Below are 17,872 nucleotides of genomic sequence, written 5' to 3' on the forward strand. Positions count from 1 at the left end.
GTTTCCGAACCGCTGAACTCGGTTCATTGGCTGGCCTCGGTGGCGCTGGTCTTCTCCGGCACGGCATCGTTCGATGCGTCCGACAGGCCGGCCGGCACGGGTGCTTTTGGCAGGTGCACCTCGACCACGTCGCTTGGCATCAGCAATGTCGATTCCGCCGCATCGAAGACATTTTCCGATCCCTGATCGTGTCTCTTGATCGTGTAGGTGACTTGGCCGGCATCGCCGGCGGGGGGCGGCCTGTTCTTCTGGGCAAGCTGGTCGAGCAGAAGCCTCTGCGACGTGTCGCGCTTCAGCTTCAACTGGTCGAGATTGGCCTGCTCGCTCTGCATCTCCGACGCCACGTCCGTTTTTTGCTTGTCATGCAGGCCCTCGAGACTGCGTGTCGCCTCGGTGATGTTCTGCCGGGCCCGCATGATGGCCGTCACCTGGTCGAGGCGCTGCCCGCGATAATCCGCCAGCGCGCGTTCGAGGTCCGACTGCCGCGACGCAATAGCCAGGCCCTTGTCGACAAGCGTCTTGACGTTGTTGAGCTCCCTTTCGGCGGCGGCAATGCCGAGGTCTGCTGACTTGTTCTTTTCTTCGAGCACGTTGATTTCCGCCGTGAAAAGCTCGCGCAGGTCGGACAGCGACTTGGTCTGCCGGTCGAGCTCGTTGGCACGGGCCGCGAAGATGATTTTTTCCTGGCCGTAGACCTGCGCCGCAAGGGCGCTGTCGACGCCGGCATGCATTGCCGGAAAGTCGATCGTCGTCGCGCCTATCGTCTCCGCCTGCAATCTGGCGATGCGCGCCTCCGAGCGCAGCATTTCGACCTGGATTCCTTGCAGGGTCCCGACGAGCTGAATCTCGTTCTTCGAGGCGTCGGGGCTGGGTTGCACCTGCCCGCCACCCAGCGCCACAGCCTGCAGCACGGTCAGCCCGGTGCGGAATTTGTATTCTCCCGGCTTGTTGACGCCGCCAACCACGTAGATCGGGGGAAACTCGACCACCTCCACGGTGGTGTCCGGTTTGTTGACCAGGCCGGTCTTCTTCTGGATGCGGTCGGCAACTTCATCGGCCAGCGCGGCATTGTCCAGGTCTTGGACCGGGATCGTCCCGACCACGGGCAGGGTGATGGTTCCGGCGTCGGACACAACGAACTCGCCGCCAAGCGCGGTCCAGTTCTCGTAGACGCCTTTGACCGGCATCCATTGCAGCACCGTGACACGAAGTCGGGTCTGCGGCGGCAGTGGGGTGCCATCGGCAAGGGCCGATGTGGGCAATGCCGCGGCAGAGCAGGCAAGCAGGGCGATTGCCAATCCGCCGCGAAGGCGTGTGCCGAGCCTCCGGCGAAAACCATCCGCCGTGTTTGGTGAACTGTGCCGCCGATGCGCGTTAGGTTTCATGCGTACGAACCAAGCCATGTTTTGCCGAACAAAAGCGTACTCAGCTTGCATCGGCGGCAGTCTGTTTCGGATCGACAAGCAATCCGTCCGGCAATGTGCCAGAACGTCCAAAACTGACTAGGCTCTCGTCGGGAGAGGGCGGCTCATCCTTAAGGTTGTGCGGCCGGCGCCTCGTCCTCCAAACAGATTGCAACGGGCGCTGCCGACGAGCGCGGGGCATCAAAGCCGGCGGTGCTAATCCATTTGGGTGTGTGGAAACTTGCCCTGGCCCTGACCGCGCCAAATGGATGGTTACAGCCTATCCTATTGGGTTGTGCCGATTGTCGCCGGATCGATTTATGCTTTGCTCTGCCGCTTTCCGGATTGGCGGTGCGTAGCTTGTACTGAAAACCCGCCAACAAGATCGGGTGTGAAACGTGGAAACACAGGGCTTGGCGTTGACCAACGGGGCCGACAACGCGGAGAGAATGCTGGAAGCGCGGCGGATGCTTCTTTTGGTGACAGCGCCAGGGGTGGTTTCTCCCAGCCTGGTCTTTGCGCTCGAACGGGAGTTTCCCGAACTGGTTGTCGCCTGGATGGATCGGATCGATGTAGCCTGCGAGGAGTTCATCCACCCGGTTGCATTGATCCTGGTCGATTGCGAGCGTTTGCAGGAGTTCGAGAAGATCTCCGCCGACATCCTCCGCCGACATCCGTTTGCCCTGGTGGCGATGATCGAGCCGGATGCTCGAAACTCAGTCTACGACCTCCCGCAGATCGTCGGGTCCCAGCTGGTCAGGGGCGTCCTGCCGATGAATTTGAGGCTCGACATCTGGCTGTCCATCGTGCGGCTGATGTTGCGCGGCGGCGAATATTTTCCAGCCAGCCTGCTTCAGTCCCAGGTCAGGAAAGCCGACGCCGAACCGCCGACGATGGCTCATCCCGGCAACATGATGCGCATAACCGACCTCTCCCCGCGCGAGATGCAGGTGCTGGAACTCGTTTCGCGCGGACTGCAGAACAAGCAGATCGCGGCCGAGGTCCGCCTCTCGGAAAATACGGTCAAGATCCACCTCCACAACATCATCCGCAAGCTTGGCACCCACAACCGCACCGAGGCGGCCGCCCGCTTCCGTGATCACGAAACGCTTCTGCGCGCCCGGGCAAACGACGATCACGGCGGCGGCCGATAGCTCAACATCCGGGGACGAGTTTCCAGGCACCGCGCCTAAGCCCGAAAGCGGTGCATGACGCGGACAGCGCGCCAGCTGCAAGCATCTGACATTATCGAACTGGTATCTCCAGATTGCGCATTTCTGGTGCTTTTTCTGGACTGCTGTCGATGTTTTCTTTCCGCCCGTCACAGAGAGACAAAGAGGGACGAGCGAGATGAGACTGACAGGCGGCCAGATCGTGGCGAGAGCACTGAAGGAATACGGCGTCGACTATGTCGCCGGCGTGCCCGGTCATGGCATCTGGTCGCTGTTCGACGCCTTTCTCGCCGAAGGCTCGCAAATCCCTTTCATCCAGGTCATGCACGAGCAGAGTGCCGTCCATATGGCCGATGGCTATTTCCGCGCCAGTGGCAAGCCGATGGCCTGCTCCACCTCGATCGGGCCGGGCGCCACCAACACCATCATCGGGCTCGCCACCTGCTACACGGATTCCATCCCGGCCTTTTATGTGTCGGGCGGCCCGGCAACCCATATGAAGGGCCACGGCGTCATGCAGGAACTGGAACGCCAGCAGGAAAACGCCTTTCCGCGCATCACCGAACAGGTGACCAAACGCGCCTATAAGGCCGGCCGCGTCGACGAATTGCCGTTCATCATGCACCGCGCCTTCAACACCATGCTGTCGGGGCGTCCTGGCCCGGTCCATGTCGAAGTGCCGATGGATATCCAGACCGAAGCCGCCGATGTCACCATCCATCCATTGGCCAAGCGCATGGCGGTCGGCGTCGCTTATCCCGACCCGGTCGCCGTCGAGCGAGCGGCTGCGTTGCTGCTGTCGGCCGAACGGCCGGTCATTCTGGCCGGCGGCGGTGCCATCAGCGCCAATGCCTCGCTGGCCCTCACTGCGCTCGCCGAAAAAATCGGCGCGGCGGTCTCCACAACCTGGAACGGCAAGGGCGCGATTTCTGAAGACCATCCGCTGTCGATCGGCGCCATCGGCCAGACCGGCACCTCCTGTGGCAACAAGATCACCGCCAGTGCCGATGTCGTCATGTCGGTGGGCTGCCGCTTCACCGACTGGTCGGCGTCGAGCTACCGCAAGGGCGCCTCGATCTCGATCCCTCCGGGCAAGCTGATCCATATCGATCTTGATCACCACGAGATCGGCAAGAACTACGCCACCGAGGTCGGCATCGTCGCCGATGCTCGAGCCACGCTGGAGGCCATACTGGCGGCGATATCCGATCAGCAGGCGGCGAAGGCGATGAACCGCCGCGAGCGCTATCTCGGCGACATCCATGCCGCCAAGGTCGAGTGGGAGGAAATGTTGGCACCGCGCCGCGATTCCCACGAAAGTCCGTTCACCTCGCAGCGCCCGCTCGGCGCGCTGCGCAACGTCATGGCGCGCGACGGCATCATCCTCGCCGGCTCCGGCAACACGCAAGGCGCGGTCAAGCAGACCTTCCCGGTCTATGAGCCGCGCACTCACCTGACCTCGGGCTCCTTCTCGCCGATGGGCTGGGCGGTGCCGGCAGCCCTCGGCGCCAAACTCGCCATGCCGGACAGGCAGGTGGTCGCGGTCGTCGGCGATGGCGATTTCATGATGTCGCTGCCTGAAATGGGCACAGCCGTCATGAACGACATCCCGGCCGTCTTCCTCGTCCAGAACAACCGTGGCTACATGTCGATCCGCGGCGGTCAGCGCAAATTCATGGGCCGCCACGTCGCCAGCGAATTCAACCATCACAAGGGCAATGGCGAGCCTTACACGGCCAACATCTCCGAAGTGGCGAAAAACTTCGGCATGCAGGCCTGGAAGGTCGAGGAATCCGACCAGCTCGAAAAGACGCTGAGGGCGGCGCTCGATTGCGGCGCGCCGGCGCTGGTCGAGGTGACGACCTCTCGCGATGCTGCTGGTCCTTTCGTCACCGGCTGGTGGGATTTCCCGTCGCCCGAATATTACGGCAAGGAACAGGAAGCCTACGCCGAAGGCCGTGCGCTGGAACAGCACATGTAAGTGTGTGCGGTCGCAATGCAGCGGCCACCGACATCCCGATGAACCAACCGGCGCCGCGGCCTTACCGTGGCGGCCGGTCTGCCTGTGATCCGGAAAGGCCAATCCCATGATACGACACTTGAAGGCATCGCGGCTCACAGGCGAGGCTGCTCAGGCGGCGGCCTTGACCAAAGCCGTCGAGGCTCTGTTGGCCGAGGTCGAAAAGGGCGGCGATCAGGCCGTGCGTGCGCTGTCGGTCAAGTTCGACGGCCTAGACCGCAAGTCCTACCGGCTGACGGACGCGGAGATCAAACGCTGCGTCGACGGCCTCACCAGCCGCCAGCGCACCGATATCGAGTTCGCGCAGGTGCAGGTCCGCAATTTCGCCCAGGCTCAGAAGGATGCGCTACGCGACATCGAGGTCGAAACGCTTCCGGGCGTCGTGCTCGGCCACAAGAACATCCCCATCGCCAATGTCGGCTGTTATGTGCCCGGCGGCAAATATCCGTTACTCGCTTCCGCGCACATGTCGGTGCTCACCGCCAAGGTCGCCGGCTGCGAGCGCGTCATCACCTGCGCACCGCCATTCCAGGGCGAGATTGCACCGCTGATCGTCGCCGCCCAGCATCTGGCCGGCGCAGACGAGATTTATTGCCTCGGCGGAGTGCAGGCGATCGCTGCGATGGCCTTTGGCACCGAAACGATTGCGCCGGTCGACATGCTGGCCGGTCCCGGCAATGCTTATGTCGCCGAAGCCAAGCGCCTGCTGTTCGGCCGCGTCGGCATTGATCTCTTCGCCGGCCCGACCGAAACGCTGGTCATTGCGGACGGCACGGTCGATGGCGAACTCTGCGCCACCGATCTGCTCGGCCAGGCGGAACATGGTATCAACTCGCCCGCTGTCCTGCTGACCAACTCGGAAAAACTCGCCCGGGACACACTTGCGGAAATCGAGCGCCTGCTGAAAATCCTGCCGACCGCCGAGATCGCGCGCAAGGCATGGGACGATTACGGCGAGGTGATCGTCTGCGACACGGTGGACGAGATGGTCAAGGAAGCCGACCGCATCGCCTCCGAACATGTGCAGGTGATGACCGCCGAACCCGACTATTTCCTGCACAAGATGAAAAACTACGGCGCTTTGTTCCTCGGCGCGCGCACGACGGTTGCCTATGGCGACAAGGTGATCGGCACCAATCACACGCTGCCCACAAAAAAGGCCGCGCGCTACACCGGCGGCCTGTGGGTCGGCAAGTTCCTCAAGACCTGCACCTACCAGCGCATATTGACCGACGAGGCCTCTGCCGTGATCGGTGAACATTGCTCGCGCCTCTGCATCATGGAAGGGTTTGTCGGCCACGCCGAACAGGCCAACATTCGTGTCCGGCGTTACGGCGGGAAGAATGTTCCCTATGGCGTCGCTGTCGAATAGGAATGGCAGCCTTGGGATTTTGAGGGGCACGATGCTGACTGGGTACACCGACCGCCTGAGTGTCCGTCCGGGCGAAACGCTGTCCTTCATGGTCAGCACGGATGCTCCGGTGTTCAAGGCCGAGATCGTGCGCCTGCTGCATGGCGATGCCGATCCGCGCGGGCCGGGTCGCCGCGAAGTGCCGATCGAAAGCCCCGCAAATGGCGAATATCCCGGCATGGAACAGCCGCTGTTTCCCGGCTCCTGTGTCGTCGTGCCGGACCACGCCGATCTGCGACTGACCGACGACTTCACCCTGTTTGCCTGGATTTATCCGACGCGCCCCGGCCACGGCGAACAGGTCATCCTGTCCAAGGAAGGAGAAGACGAAACCGGTTATGCGCTCGGCCTCACTGACACCGGCAGGCTGTTTCTGCGCCTCGGCCCCTCACGGATCGAAGGCGAGGAACCTGTCGCCGAGCGCCGCTGGCACTGGATCGCCGCGCGCTATGATGCCGCTAGCGGGTCGGCCCGGCTGTCGGCCGGATTGCATCCGCGCGACCTGTCGATCGCCGGCGAGCCCGGAGCGGCAGGCCATTTGCCACGCGCCGCCGGTTCGGATACCGCACTTCTGATTGCCGCGTCGATGGCAGGCGGGCGTCCCGGCCTGTTCTTCAACGGCAAGATCGCCGATCCCTGCATCTTCGGAAAATGCCTGGGCGATGCCGAGCTTGCCGGGTTCGTGTCGGCTGCGGATTTTTCGGCTTTGCCGCAGCCCTTGATCGCGGCCTGGGATTTCAACGTCGGAAGCGATGGCACCGAGGTTCGTGACATTGGCGGGCGCGGACTGCACGGCACCACCCATCAATCGCCGGTCCGCCTCATGACCGGTCCGCATTGGAGCGGCGAAAACGACGATCCCATGGCCGACCCTCGCGGTTATTCGGCCATCCATTTCCATGAGGATTCGCTGTCCGACGCGAACTGGAGCGAGAGTTTTGCCTTTGCCGTGCCCAGCGATCTGCCGAGCGGTGTCTACACGGCGCGGCTGAAGGCGGGCGGCGAGACCGACGATCTTCCTTTCCTCGTCTGTCCGCGCAATGGGCAAGCGACGGCGCCGCTGGCACTGCTGGTGCCGACCTTCACCTATGTCGCCTATGGCAACGAGATGTGGAGAGATTATGGGCTGAACTGCGCCTATGACCGCTATGTCGACGGCGCAGGCGTGCCGTTCGCCTCGCTGCGCCACCCAATCAAGACGTTTCGACCGGGTCGAGGACTGCTGAAATCAGTAGCCGGCGAACATTTCGGCCGTCATCTGTGCGCCGACCTATATGCCGTCGATTGGCTCGACGCCATTGACCAACCGGTCGACATCATCACCGACCACGACCTTCACCGCGAAGGCGAGGCACTGCTGAAGCCTTACAAGGCAGTCATGACCGGCTCGCATCCCGAATATGTGTCGGGGCGGATGCTGGATGCGTTCGAAACCTATCTCGGCGCCGGCGGCAGCCTCGCTTATCTCGGTGGCAACGGGTTTTACAGCGTCACCTCGTTGTCGGAAGACGGCAACACCATCGAGGTGCGCCGGCCCAATGGCACGCGGCCCTGGATCTCCAATCCCGGCGAGGCACGGCACGCGCTGACCGGCGAGATCGGTGGTCTGTGGCGGTCTCGCGGCCGCGCGCCCCAGCGCCTTGTCGGTGTCGGCTTCACCGCCCAGGGCTGGACCTCGCATGACGTCTGCGGCCTGCCGCGCCCGTACCGACAGGTGGCCGACCGAAAGCATCCGTTGGCGGCGGCCTTGCTCGCAAATATCGTCGAAGACGAAATGATCGGCGATTTCCAGACCTTGGGCCTTGGCGTCGGAGCTGCCGGCGATGAGGTCGACCGCGCCGACCCGGTGCTTGGAACGCCCGCGCATGCGTTGGTTCTGGCCACGGCAACGGGCTTCTCGGCGGATTATCAGCTGGTGATCGACGAGCGCCGCGACATCAATGAGGCTTCGACGCTTCCGGACAACCCGCTGGTGCGGTCCGACATCGTCTGTTTCGAAACCGCGCAAGGCGGTCTCGTCTTCTCGGTCGGCTCCATGCAGTGGTTCAGTGCCCTTTCGCACAATGGCTACGACAACACCGTAGCGACAATGACGCGGAATGTGCTGAAGCGGATGCTGCGCGCCGCCTAACCCGTCCGCTAATCCAGATGCTGGCGGATGGCCTGGTTGAGCTTTTGCAGCGCGCGCGGGATCTGTTTTTCCTCGGTCGCCGCATAGCCGATCATCAACCCCTGTTCGGCTTTGCCGTGAATGTAATGCGCCGACAAAGGGGTGGTGTTGACGCCGGCCTTCAGCGCGCTCTGGGCGATCGCGACGTCGTCCGCTTCACGCCGGAACCGCCAGGTGGTTTGCAGGCCGTTGCCTTCGTCGAGCTGTTCCATGACATCGCCGAACAATGCCTCGGCTTGCGCCACCAGCAACGCCCGCTTCACTGCGTAAAGCCGCTTCATGCGCCGTGTGTGTCGCGCGAAATCGCCGTTGCGGATAAAATCCGCTAGCGCCGCCTGCGTTACCAGCGGGGCAGCTGTCCCCATCAGGAAATTCGCCTTGCGCACCGGCCGCACTACGGCGCCCGGGAAGATGATGAAGCCCAGGCGCAAATCCGGCAGCATGGTCTTGGCGAAGGAGCCGACATAGATCGTGCGATGGTCGACGTCCTGTGACTGGAGCGTCGGCACACGACTGCCGCTGAACCGGAACTCGCTGTCGAAATCGTCCTCGATCACCCAGGCGCCAGTCTCGGCCGCCAGTTGCAGTATGCGCAGCCGTTGCTCGATCCGCATCGTCGAGCCGAGCGGAAACTGGCAGGACGGGGTGAGGTAGATCAGCTTCGGTCGCACCGTGGCGATTGTCTTCAGGTCCCAGTTGCGTCCGTCGACCGCAAGGGGTTCGATGCGCGCGCCGGCCGCCACGAAGGCGCCATGCGCGCCCGTATAGCCCGGTTCCTCGATCATCACCGGGTCGCCGGCGTCGATCAAAAGATGCGCCAGCAGCTGGAACGCGCTCTGCGCACCGGCGGTCACCATGATCTGGTCGGGCAGGCACTTCACCCCGCGCGAGGATTGCATGTATTGCGCGATCACCTCGCGAAGTCCCTGATGGCCCCCATAGCTGTGATAGCCGAAGGTCTCGCCGGCGGCATGGCGTGTATGCTTCGACATCAGGCGGCGCCAGATGGTGAAGGGAAAGCTGAGTGCGTCGGGCAGACCCGGTTGCAGGGTATAGCTGCCCGGAAACCCGGTTTCGTGGCGCAGCGTCACCAGCGTCTGGCCGCGTTGCGAGAGATTATCCTGAAGTGTCGGCAGCCGCTCGACGTCGCGGCCTTGGTCGAGGAAAGGCAGCGGCAGCACCCTGGCGCGCGCGCCCTTGCGTGTCTCGATATAACCCTCTGCCTCCAGTTGCTCGAAGGCGGCGATGGTAGTGGTGCGCGACAGGCTGAGATCGGCGGCCAGCGCGCGCGTCGACGGCAGGCGGGCACCGTCCTTCAGGATGCCGGAAACGATCTGGTCGCGGATCTGCCGGTACAGCTGCTGGAAGATCGGCACCGCGTCCAGCGGATCGATTACCGTCGAGTCGATGGCGATGTCGCGGATCGGTTCGCTCAAACTGGTATCCCCATTTTGTACATTTCTGGCGATTTTGGCCCATTCAGTAGTCTCCTATCGTTGTGGCCTCAAGACCAAAGTCAAGCTGGAAGCCCGTCGGTTCATGAACACGCAAATGCTGAGAAATTCCGCTCACGACGCCGAGGCGAGCGCCAGGCACCTGATCTTCCCGCTGGTGCCGCGCGAGGATATGGATGCCCATGGCCCGAGCATCCTGATGTCGGGCAGCGGTGTCCGTGTCACCGACCAGCACGGCACCACGCTGCTCGACATGATGAGCGCCACGACACGTGCCGGCTCGCTGGGCTACGGCAACCGCGAAATCGCTCAGGCGATGTACGACCAGGCGGTCACTATGCATTATTCCGGCGCCGGGCGTAACACAAACGCCGCTGCCGCCGAGCTGGCGCGGAAGCTGGCCGAAATCACGCCCGGCCGGCTGAACCGGGTGACCTTCACCTCCGGCGGCTCGGAGGCGACGGAAACCGCGCTGAAGATCGCCAAGCAGTATCTTCAGCAGAGCGGCAGGAAGCCGCGTGCCTTCAAGGTCATCTCGCGCTGGAGCGCCTATCATGGCGCGACCATGGGTGCCTTGTCCTGCACCGACTGGCTGGCGGTGCGCGACGTGCCGGATCCGCGCGTGCCGGGCCATTCCTTCGTTGCCAATCCGATGCGTTACCGCAATCCCTACGGGCTGGACGAAGAGACCTATTCCGACATCTGCATTGCCCATCTCGAACGCCAGATCCTGCTCGAGGACCCCGAACTGGTCGCTGCCTTCATCGGCGAGCCGTTCCAGCAGGCCAATGGCGTGCAGATCCCGATGCCGAGCTACTGGAAAAAGGTCCGCGCGCTTTGCGATAAATACGGCATCGTGCTGATCATGGACGAAGTCATCACCGGCTTCGGTCGCGCTGGCACCTGGTTCGCCACCGAACAGCTCGGCATCGAGCCCGATATCCTCAACATGGCCAAGTCGATGGGCGCCGGTTACGCCCCGATCGGTGCCGTCGTCACTCGCGACGAAATCGCCGAAGGCATCAGCCATTTCCGCCACGTCCACACCTATAGCGGCCACGCCATCTGCTGCGCGGCCTCGCTAAAGGTGATCGAGATCATGGAGCGTGAAAAGCTGGTCGAGAATTCGGATGTGCTCGGTCGTGAATGGCAGCAGGGCATGAAGGACGCTTTCGGCGATCACCCGATCGTCGGCGACATTCGCGGCCGCGGCTTCTGGCAGGCCGTCGACTTCACAGCGGACAAGGCAAGCCGCGCCGCTTTCACCGACGACACCGTCGTGGCGATCGCCCGGCGCGCGCGGGAACTCGGCGTCATCGTCGGTCCCATCGGCACCGCCATCGAGATCGCGCCGGCGCTCATAGCCACACGTGATGATCTGGCACTTTGCACGCGTCTTCTCCGCCAAGCCATTTCCGAGGTGGCTCTGGAGCGCGGTCTCGGTCGGGTGTAGTGGCGACCTGGCATCGAGCGGGACAAGGACGGGAGGCTAACATCGTGGACGACGGAGGGCTGTATCGGATCGCGGAAATGTCGCCGGCCGGGGCTCGTGTCAGCGGGGCAGGCGCTGTCCTGCTTGGTATCGATCACGTCGACAAGCGTTTCGGTTTCGGCGCGGGCCAGATCGCCGCGCTGGACGATGCCACCTTTGAAATCCGTGACAATGAGTTCTTCACCTTGCTCGGCCCCTCCGGCTGCGGAAAGACCACGCTGTTGCGCATCATTGCCGGCTTCGAGCATCCGACCTCGGGGCGGGTGCTGCTCGACGGTCGCGATATTGGCCACGAGCCGCCGTTCAAGCGGCCGGTCAACACCATGTTCCAGAGCTATGCGCTCTTCCCGCATCTGAACGTGCGCCAGAACATCGCCTATGGGCTCGAAATGCTCCGCTGGAAACCGGCGGACATCAAACGCCGCGTCGACGAGGTGCTCGAACTGGTGCAGATGCCGGCCTTTGCCGACCGCCGCACCACGCAGATGTCGGGTGGCCAGCAGCAGCGTATCGCGCTGGCTCGCGCACTGGCGCCGCGTCCGCGGGTGCTGCTCCTCGACGAACCGCTGTCGGCGCTCGACCTCAAGCTGCGCAAGGCGATGCAGGGCGAATTGAAGCGGCTGCAGAAGGAAACCTCGCTCACCTTCGTCATGGTCACCCACGACCAGGAGGAGGCGCTGGCCCTGTCGGACCGCATCGCGGTGATGAACAAGGGCAAGGTGCTGCAGGTGGCCGCGCCCGCCGAAATCTACGCGCGTCCCTCGACCTGTTTTGTCGCCGATTTCATTGGCGAGGCGAACCTCATCCCGTCCGGTCTTGTCGGTCGGCCCGAGGGCAGGACCATCTCGATCCGCCCGGAGCAGATTTCGGTCGATCCAAGACCCGCCGCCGGACATCGCGGCATCGCCGCCACAGTCACCGGTGTGACCTTTCTTGGCGCGGATACGCTGATCGAGGCGCGCTGCACGGGTGACATTTCCATCCGCGCACGCCTGCGCGGCGCCGTCTCGGGTATTTCGGTCGGCGAGCGGGCCGAATTTTCCTGGGATCGGGCAAACGAATGGATGCTCGACGCATGAACGACCGGCTGGCCACGATCCTTTTGCGTTCCCCGGTCCTGGTGACCATGGTGCTGTTCATGCTGGCCCCAATGGGGCTGGCGGTGGTCTATTCCTTCATGACCAACGGCGCCTATGGCGGCGTGACCATGCCGTTCACCGCGCAGGCCTATCGGCAGTTGCTGTTCCAGGAAGATTTCGACGGCAATCTCGTCTTCTCTACCGGATATCTCGCCATTCTCTGGCGTTCCGTGCTTCTGGCCGCGCTGACCGTGGCCATCAGCCTCGCCATCGGCTTGCCGTTGGCCTGGCACATGGCGTGCAGCGCGCCGGCAAAGCGCGCCCGGCTTCTGTTGCTCATCACCTTGCCGTTCTGGATCAACACCCTGATCCGCACCTATTGCTGGGTGCTGATCCTGCGCGACGAGGGCCTCTTGAACAATGGTCTGCGCCGCATCGGCCTGGTCGAGGGTCACGTCCAGTTCCTCTACAACGACGTCGCGATTCTTCTGGGCATGGTCTACACCTATCTGCCCTTCATGGTGCTGCCCATCTACGCCGTGCTCGAGCGGCTCAACGGCGACGTTATCGAGGCCTCGCACGATCTTTATGCCGGGCGCTGGAGCACCTTCCGCCGCGTCGTATGGCCGCTGGCGAAGCCAGGCGCGGTAGCCGGCAGCCTGCTGGTCTTTGCGCCGGCGCTGGGCAGCTTCCTTGCACCGGACCTGCTCGGCGGCGGCCGCCGCCTGATGATCGGCAGCCTGATCCAGCTGCAATTCAGCAGTTCGCGCAACTGGTCCTTCGGCGCGGCACTCGCCACCGTCGTCTCGGTGGCCATCCTGGCGGCGCTGTTCCTGGTCGTGCGCAAGACCGTCAACAAGGTGCCCGCACGATGAGCGCCAAGCCCTTCGACTGGAAGACGACGCCAGGGCTGAGCTCGCTCACCTGGATCGTCTATCTTTTCCTCTATGCGCCGCTTCTGGTCATCGTCATCTACAGCTTCAATGTCGGCCGCCAGGCGACGATCTGGGAAGGCTTCAGCTTCGACTGGTATGTCCGGGTGTTCCAGAACCGCGACATCGGCGTTGCCCTGTCGAACAGCCTGATCGTCGCCGTCGCCTCGATGATCCTCTCGACATTGCTCGCCGTCACCGCCGCGCTCAGCCTGCGACAGGCGAGGATGGGGGCCGGCGCCAAGATTACGCTCGGCCTGATCCTGATGCCGCTGGTGGTACCGGAGATCATGGTGGCGGTGGCGACGCTGGTCTTCTTTTCCGGCATCGGCCTGAAGCTCGGCCTCGGCAACCTCATCATCGCCCACACCGTGTTCTGCGTGCCCTTCGCCTACTTGCCGATCCAGGCGCGGCTGGCCGATATGGGCTCCGCGGTGGAGGATGCTGCCCGCGACCTCTATTCCGACGAATGGCAGGTCTTTCGACGCGTCACCTTGCCGTTGCTTTTGCCGGCGATCCTTTCCGGCGCGATGCTTGCCTTTGCCTCCTCGCTCGACGACTTCCTCATCAGCATGCTGCTGGCGGATGCCGGCCAAACCACTCTGCCCGTCTACATCTACGGAATGCTCCGCCTCGGTGTGTCGCCAGAGGTCAACGCGGTCTCGACGCTGCTTCTGGTGTCGTCCGTGGTGATCGTCCTCATTGCCTTGCGCCTGCAAGGCATGAGCAAAAACAAATAGCCATCAGAAACAGACAGGGGAAAACCATGCTTCGAACATTGAAACTCGTCCTGGCCGCCGGCATCGCCGCCTTTGCAGGTGTCGCCCACGCCGCCGACACGCTGCATATCTACAACTGGAACGGCTACATCTCGCAGGCGATGCTGACCAAGTTCACCGCCGAAACCGGCGTCGCCGTCGCGCTCGACACCTACGACAACAACGAGACTTTGCTTTCGAAGCTGCGCAGCGGTTCCGCCGGCTACGACATCGCGATCGCCTCGACCGATTTCATTCCGATCATGAAGTCGGAGCGGATGATCCAGCCGGTGAACATTTCCGAGCTGCCGAACTACGACCATCTCGACGGGCAGTGGAAGAAATCCGCCTGGGATCCGGGCAACGTCTATTCGATCCCATATTTCTGGGGCGTCACCTCCTATGCCGTCGATACCACAATCTACAAGGGACCAACCGACAGCCTGTCGTTGCTTTTCAATCCGCCTGCGGAATTGCAGGGCAAGATCGGCATGTTCTCCTCGCCGACTGAGGTGATCGCGCTGGCGATGCGCAGTCTGGACATCGAGCCTTGCACCACCGATCCCGAAAAGCTCAAGGCAGTGGACGCGCTGCTGCAGGCACAGAAACCGTTCGTGAAAATCTATGACTCGTCGGGCGTCATGGGGCGCCTGGTTTCCGGCGAAACAGCCATTTCGCAGGTCGCCAATGGCGAAGCGCTGACCGCCAGGCAGCAGAAGCCGTCGCTGAAATTCGTCTTCGCCAAGGAAGGCGGCGTCGCCTGGATCGACAATGTCGTGGTGCCGGCTTCTGCAGCCAGGCCCGACCTTGCCAAGAAATTCATCTCCTTCCTGATGGACCCCGCCAACGCGGCCCTGCAGCAGAAGGATGTCGGCTACCCGACTGGCGTCAACGGCACCGAGCCGATGCTGCCGAAGGAGATCGCCACGGCGCCCGAGGTTCAGGTTCCCGCCGACTACAAGAAGGTGGTCAGCCCGGTCTGCTCTGCAGAGGCCACCAAGAAATACGACCTGATCTGGACGCGCCTGCGCCAGTAGCAGCCCGTCTGCACGAGACAACAAGAAGACGGCCGCGAGGCCGCCAGGCTGAACTTTGTGCTGCCGCTTTCGTCCTTCCCTCGACGTTTGGACGGAAGCGGCTTTCCTTTTTTATGCCGGCACCGGCATCCGTGCAGACAATGGAGACATCGATGTCGAAGACCGTGAACAGCTATCTGATGCCGTTCTCCAACGTGGCGCATCTGCCGCTGGCCGAGAAATTCGAGGCCACGCGCATTGCCGGTTACGATGCGCTTTCCCTGATGCCCTACGAAGTGGATCAGCTTGAGGTCGCCGGTATTTCGCCGAAGGAAGTGCGCCGGCGTGCCGACGATGCGGGCATGCGCATCCTGCGGCTTGATCCGCTGAACACCTGGTCGCGTGTCTGGCTGCCCGACAATATGGACGACGCCTACATTGCTACCGTCGACACCAGGCAGGAGCGGGTGTTCGCGCTCTGCGCCGAACTCGGCTGCCGGTCGATCAGCCTCAACGCGACGTTTCCGCTAGGCTCGATGCCGATGGACGCGATCATCGAGGACTACGCCAAAATATGCGCCGCCTCGGCGCGCTTCGATCTCGACTGTTCGCTGGAATTCATTCCGCTATGGGGCGTGCCGACGCTCGCCATGGCCTGGCAGGTCGTTGAGGGCGCCGGCGCCAAAAACGGCGGGCTGGTCTTTGACACATGGCATTGCGTGCGGGGCAAGTCGAACCTCGCCGACCTGCGCAAGATCCCCGGCGACAAAATCCATTGCGTCCAGCTCAATGACGGCCCGCTCGAACTGCCGGCTGGCGTGACCATCAAGGACGATTGCTACGACCGCAAATTCCCCGGCGACGGTCAGTTCCCCAATGTCGAGATCGTGCGCGTCCTCACCGAGACCGGTGGCCTCAACCAGGTCGGCGCGGAAGTCTTCTCGCCCATGCTGAAAGCCATGAGCGCCAGAGAGGTCGGTGAAATTTCGCGCATGTCGGTGGAAGAGGTGCTGAGACTGGCGCTGAGCTGAGCGATTTGGTCGCGAGAGCCGGCGATCAACCGATCTTCTGGAACAGCCGGTTGCCCGGATCGATCTCTGCCTAGCCGGCTGGTAACCCGAGCTCGACCAGCGTCCGGATGAAACGCTGGCCCGCTTCGAGAAAGACCGGACTGGCGTTTCGCTTCGGCGGCGCGACATTGAGTGCCGTCGAACCGGGTCGCAAAACCATGGCTTTCGCCAGCGCCGCCTTTGCCTCGTCCGTCCGTCCGGAACCCTGCAGCGCGACGGCCAGCACCATATAGGGCCGCCCCGATGCCGGCGTGATGGCGATCGACTTCTGCAGCCACGGCACCGCTTCCTCACTGTGGCCGAGAAGCAGATTGGCCCAGCCTATTCCGAGCAGCCAGGTCCAGCGCGAGACTGCTGGCGTGTCGAAGCGATCCGCCTGTTTGAAGTTTGCCAGCGCGTCATCAAAGCGCCCGAGCTGAATCTGGGTAAGGCCCAGTTGATAGAGCGCCGACCCGTTCCATGGATCGAGGCTCAGCACCTTTGCGCAGGCCACCAGGCTTTCGACGAAATTGTTGGTGGCGGTGAGGAAACGGCAATAGGCTTCCAGCCCCGGCAGGTAGTTGGGCTTGGCCTGCAGCGCACGCTCCAGCCGTGATCTGGCGGCGCTCTCCGCCGCCGTACTCTCGGCGGCGCTGTACCAGTTCATCTGAATCCCGCGTGTCTGCAACGCGGACAGCGTGACCTGCAGGTCGAGATTGTCGGGCGCGTTGGCGAGCGCGCTTTCCAGCATCGTCTGCGCGGCCGTGAAGCGCTCGCGCGTCGTCTGGTTGATCGAGGCGAGCGCCTGCTCGACCACGACCTTTGTGCTGCCTGTCAGTGGGCTGGCCACGCCAGCTCTCGGATAAAGTACGGCGTTGATGCGGACGGCGAGTTCGTGTCCGACGCCGGCGGCGAGCCGGGATTGCTGGAGCGCCAGGTCTGTGTTTTCCGTGTCGACCGCCACAGAGGTGGTCCACTTGACCTCGCCGGTCGCGGCATTGGTCATGCGCGCTTCCAGCGTCCAGCTGTTTGCGCTCCGCTGCAATTCGCCGCTCACCACGAAGTCGGTGTCCGCCGGGCGTGTTGGCGCGTTGGCGAGTGAAGCGGTTGTTACATCCGACCGTGGCGTCACCACGCGGATCGTATCGATCTTGGCAAGGCCGTCGGCAAGGCGGTCCGTGACGTTCGTCGCCATCGATGTCGCTTGCGGGTCGCTGCCTCCATCGACGAAGGGCATCACGGTGATCGTCGGCGTGTTCTCAGGGGCAACGACGCCTGGCGCGAACATCGGCGCGGCGACGGCAAAACCGATGACCGCGCAAAGAACGGCGATGACCGCAGCGACGCGGCTACGCAGGCCGAACGAGAACTGCCGTTTCTTTGCCGGGCCGGCGACTGTAGCTGCAGCGTGGCCACCGGCTTGTTGTGCCAACCCCTCCTGCTCCGAAGCGGACGAAAGCCCGGCAGACGCGGCAAAACTGGCCGGATCGCCCGACACCTCGGCATCGAACAGATAGCCGCGGCCGGAGACGACCTTGATCAGCTGGCGTCCTTCGTCGCCGAGCGCTGTCCTGATTTCGCGAATGCACTGGAACAGGCTGTCTTCGCCGACATGGATGTTCGGCCAGATAGCCTCCATCAGTTCCTGTTTGCTGACGACGCGCCCGGCATTGGCGGCGAACAGGCGCAGCATGTCGAAGGATTTCGGGCGCAGCCGGATTGGCTCGCCGCCAGGCGCGCGGAGTTCGATACGTCGCTGATCAAGCTCAAATCCGGCAAACCGGAGCACCCCAACCCCCACAATCCGGAACCGTGCCAAGACCCGTTCAAATATCAGAAAATCTTCAGAAAGTCATCGACACCCGTTCAGGACAGCCCAGCCCGCCTGATGACATGAAATGCCGCAGATGCCGTTT

At 63.1% G+C, this 17,872-nt stretch carries 13 protein-coding genes; 10 read left to right on the forward strand and 3 right to left on the reverse strand.

Annotated features, from left to right (window positions below; translation table 11 throughout):
* Positions 1-23: 23 nt before the first annotated feature.
* Positions 24-1,298: a polysaccharide biosynthesis/export family protein gene (locus QFZ88_RS19455; RefSeq protein WP_024924898.1), complete on the reverse strand. Its 1,275-nt coding sequence runs from the start codon at positions 1,296-1,298 to the stop codon at positions 24-26.
* Between the two features lie 518 nt (positions 1,299-1,816).
* Between QFZ88_RS19455 and QFZ88_RS19460 the strand changes: the two genes are divergently transcribed.
* From QFZ88_RS19460 to QFZ88_RS19475, 4 genes are all read left to right on the forward strand, one after another.
* Positions 1,817-2,557 carry a helix-turn-helix transcriptional regulator gene (locus QFZ88_RS19460; protein ID WP_024927818.1) on the forward strand — a complete coding sequence of 247 codons (741 nt, stop codon included), beginning with the start codon at positions 1,817-1,819 and terminating at the stop codon, positions 2,555-2,557.
* A gap of 196 nt (positions 2,558-2,753) precedes the next feature.
* Complete coding sequence (locus QFZ88_RS19465; protein ID WP_024924896.1) at positions 2,754-4,556, forward strand: thiamine pyrophosphate-binding protein; 1,803 nt, start codon at positions 2,754-2,756, stop codon at positions 4,554-4,556.
* 106 nt (positions 4,557-4,662) lie between these two features.
* Complete coding sequence (gene hisD / locus QFZ88_RS19470) at positions 4,663-5,967, forward strand: histidinol dehydrogenase (protein WP_024927299.1); 1,305 nt, start codon at positions 4,663-4,665, stop codon at positions 5,965-5,967.
* 31 nt (positions 5,968-5,998) lie between these two features.
* Positions 5,999-8,137, forward strand: a complete 2,139-nt coding sequence (locus QFZ88_RS19475) for a N,N-dimethylformamidase beta subunit family domain-containing protein (RefSeq protein ID WP_024927298.1) — start codon at positions 5,999-6,001, stop codon at positions 8,135-8,137.
* Between the two features lie 8 nt (positions 8,138-8,145).
* On the opposite strand, the gene QFZ88_RS19480 is transcribed toward QFZ88_RS19475, so the two are convergent.
* Positions 8,146-9,612, reverse strand: coding sequence for a PLP-dependent aminotransferase family protein (locus QFZ88_RS19480; RefSeq protein WP_024927052.1), 1,467 nt, complete (start codon positions 9,610-9,612; stop codon positions 8,146-8,148).
* Positions 9,613-9,715: 103 nt separating this feature from the next.
* Here QFZ88_RS19480 and QFZ88_RS19485 point away from each other — a divergent pair, with 103 nt between their 5' ends.
* The 6 genes from QFZ88_RS19485 to QFZ88_RS19510 all read left to right on the forward strand — a co-directional run bounded on the left by QFZ88_RS19485 (position 9,716) and on the right by QFZ88_RS19510 (position 15,938).
* Positions 9,716-11,083, forward strand: coding sequence for an aspartate aminotransferase family protein (locus QFZ88_RS19485; RefSeq protein ID WP_024927051.1), 1,368 nt, complete (start codon positions 9,716-9,718; stop codon positions 11,081-11,083).
* A 77-nt stretch (positions 11,084-11,160) separates the two neighbouring features.
* A complete protein-coding gene (locus QFZ88_RS19490) occupies positions 11,161-12,201 on the forward strand; it encodes an ABC transporter ATP-binding protein (RefSeq protein WP_051504906.1) in 1,041 nt (346 codons plus the stop codon).
* Positions 12,198-13,076 carry an ABC transporter permease gene (locus QFZ88_RS19495; protein ID WP_024927049.1) on the forward strand — a complete coding sequence of 293 codons (879 nt, stop codon included), beginning with the start codon at positions 12,198-12,200 and terminating at the stop codon, positions 13,074-13,076. The genes QFZ88_RS19490 and QFZ88_RS19495 overlap by 4 nt, the downstream gene beginning before the upstream one ends.
* On the forward strand, positions 13,073-13,873 hold the full coding sequence (locus tag QFZ88_RS19500) for an ABC transporter permease (protein ID WP_024927048.1): 801 nt from the start codon (positions 13,073-13,075) through the stop codon (positions 13,871-13,873). The genes QFZ88_RS19495 and QFZ88_RS19500 overlap by 4 nt, the downstream gene beginning before the upstream one ends.
* Positions 13,874-13,899: 26 nt before the next feature.
* Positions 13,900-14,928, forward strand: a complete 1,029-nt coding sequence (locus tag QFZ88_RS19505) for an extracellular solute-binding protein (protein WP_024927047.1) — start codon at positions 13,900-13,902, stop codon at positions 14,926-14,928.
* A gap of 152 nt (positions 14,929-15,080) precedes the next feature.
* The gene (locus QFZ88_RS19510; RefSeq protein WP_024927046.1) at positions 15,081-15,938 is read left to right on the forward strand and encodes a sugar phosphate isomerase/epimerase family protein; all 858 of its coding nucleotides are present in this window, start codon (positions 15,081-15,083) and stop codon (positions 15,936-15,938) included.
* 70 nt (positions 15,939-16,008) lie between these two features.
* Here the strand turns inward: QFZ88_RS19510 and QFZ88_RS19515 are convergent, their stop codons facing one another.
* A complete protein-coding gene (locus QFZ88_RS19515) occupies positions 16,009-17,745 on the reverse strand; it encodes a winged helix-turn-helix domain-containing tetratricopeptide repeat protein (RefSeq protein ID WP_024927045.1) in 1,737 nt (578 codons plus the stop codon).
* Positions 17,746-17,872 lie beyond the last annotated feature (127 nt).

This window comes from Mesorhizobium sp. YL-MeA3-2017, from assembly GCF_030814575.1.
Taxonomy (GTDB): domain Bacteria; phylum Pseudomonadota; class Alphaproteobacteria; order Rhizobiales; family Rhizobiaceae; genus Mesorhizobium; species Mesorhizobium terrae.

What these genes read in the sequence shown, in the direction of transcription:
- QFZ88_RS19465 (WP_024924896.1), top strand. Translation starts at nt 2,754, where the DNA reads ATGAGACTGACAGGCGGCCAGATCGTGGCGAGAGCACTGAAGGAATAC.
- hisD (WP_024927299.1), top strand. Translation starts at nt 4,663, where the DNA reads ATGATACGACACTTGAAGGCATCGCGGCTCACAGGCGAGGCTGCTCAG.
- QFZ88_RS19475 (WP_024927298.1), top strand. Translation starts at nt 5,999, where the DNA reads ATGCTGACTGGGTACACCGACCGCCTGAGTGTCCGTCCGGGCGAAACG.
- QFZ88_RS19485 (WP_024927051.1), top strand. Translation starts at nt 9,716, where the DNA reads ATGAACACGCAAATGCTGAGAAATTCCGCTCACGACGCCGAGGCGAGC.
- QFZ88_RS19490 (WP_051504906.1), top strand. Translation starts at nt 11,161, where the DNA reads ATGTCGCCGGCCGGGGCTCGTGTCAGCGGGGCAGGCGCTGTCCTGCTT.
- QFZ88_RS19495 (WP_024927049.1), top strand. Translation starts at nt 12,198, where the DNA reads ATGAACGACCGGCTGGCCACGATCCTTTTGCGTTCCCCGGTCCTGGTG.
- QFZ88_RS19500 (WP_024927048.1), top strand. Translation starts at nt 13,073, where the DNA reads ATGAGCGCCAAGCCCTTCGACTGGAAGACGACGCCAGGGCTGAGCTCG.
- QFZ88_RS19505 (WP_024927047.1), top strand. Translation starts at nt 13,900, where the DNA reads ATGCTTCGAACATTGAAACTCGTCCTGGCCGCCGGCATCGCCGCCTTT.
- QFZ88_RS19510 (WP_024927046.1), top strand. Translation starts at nt 15,081, where the DNA reads ATGTCGAAGACCGTGAACAGCTATCTGATGCCGTTCTCCAACGTGGCG.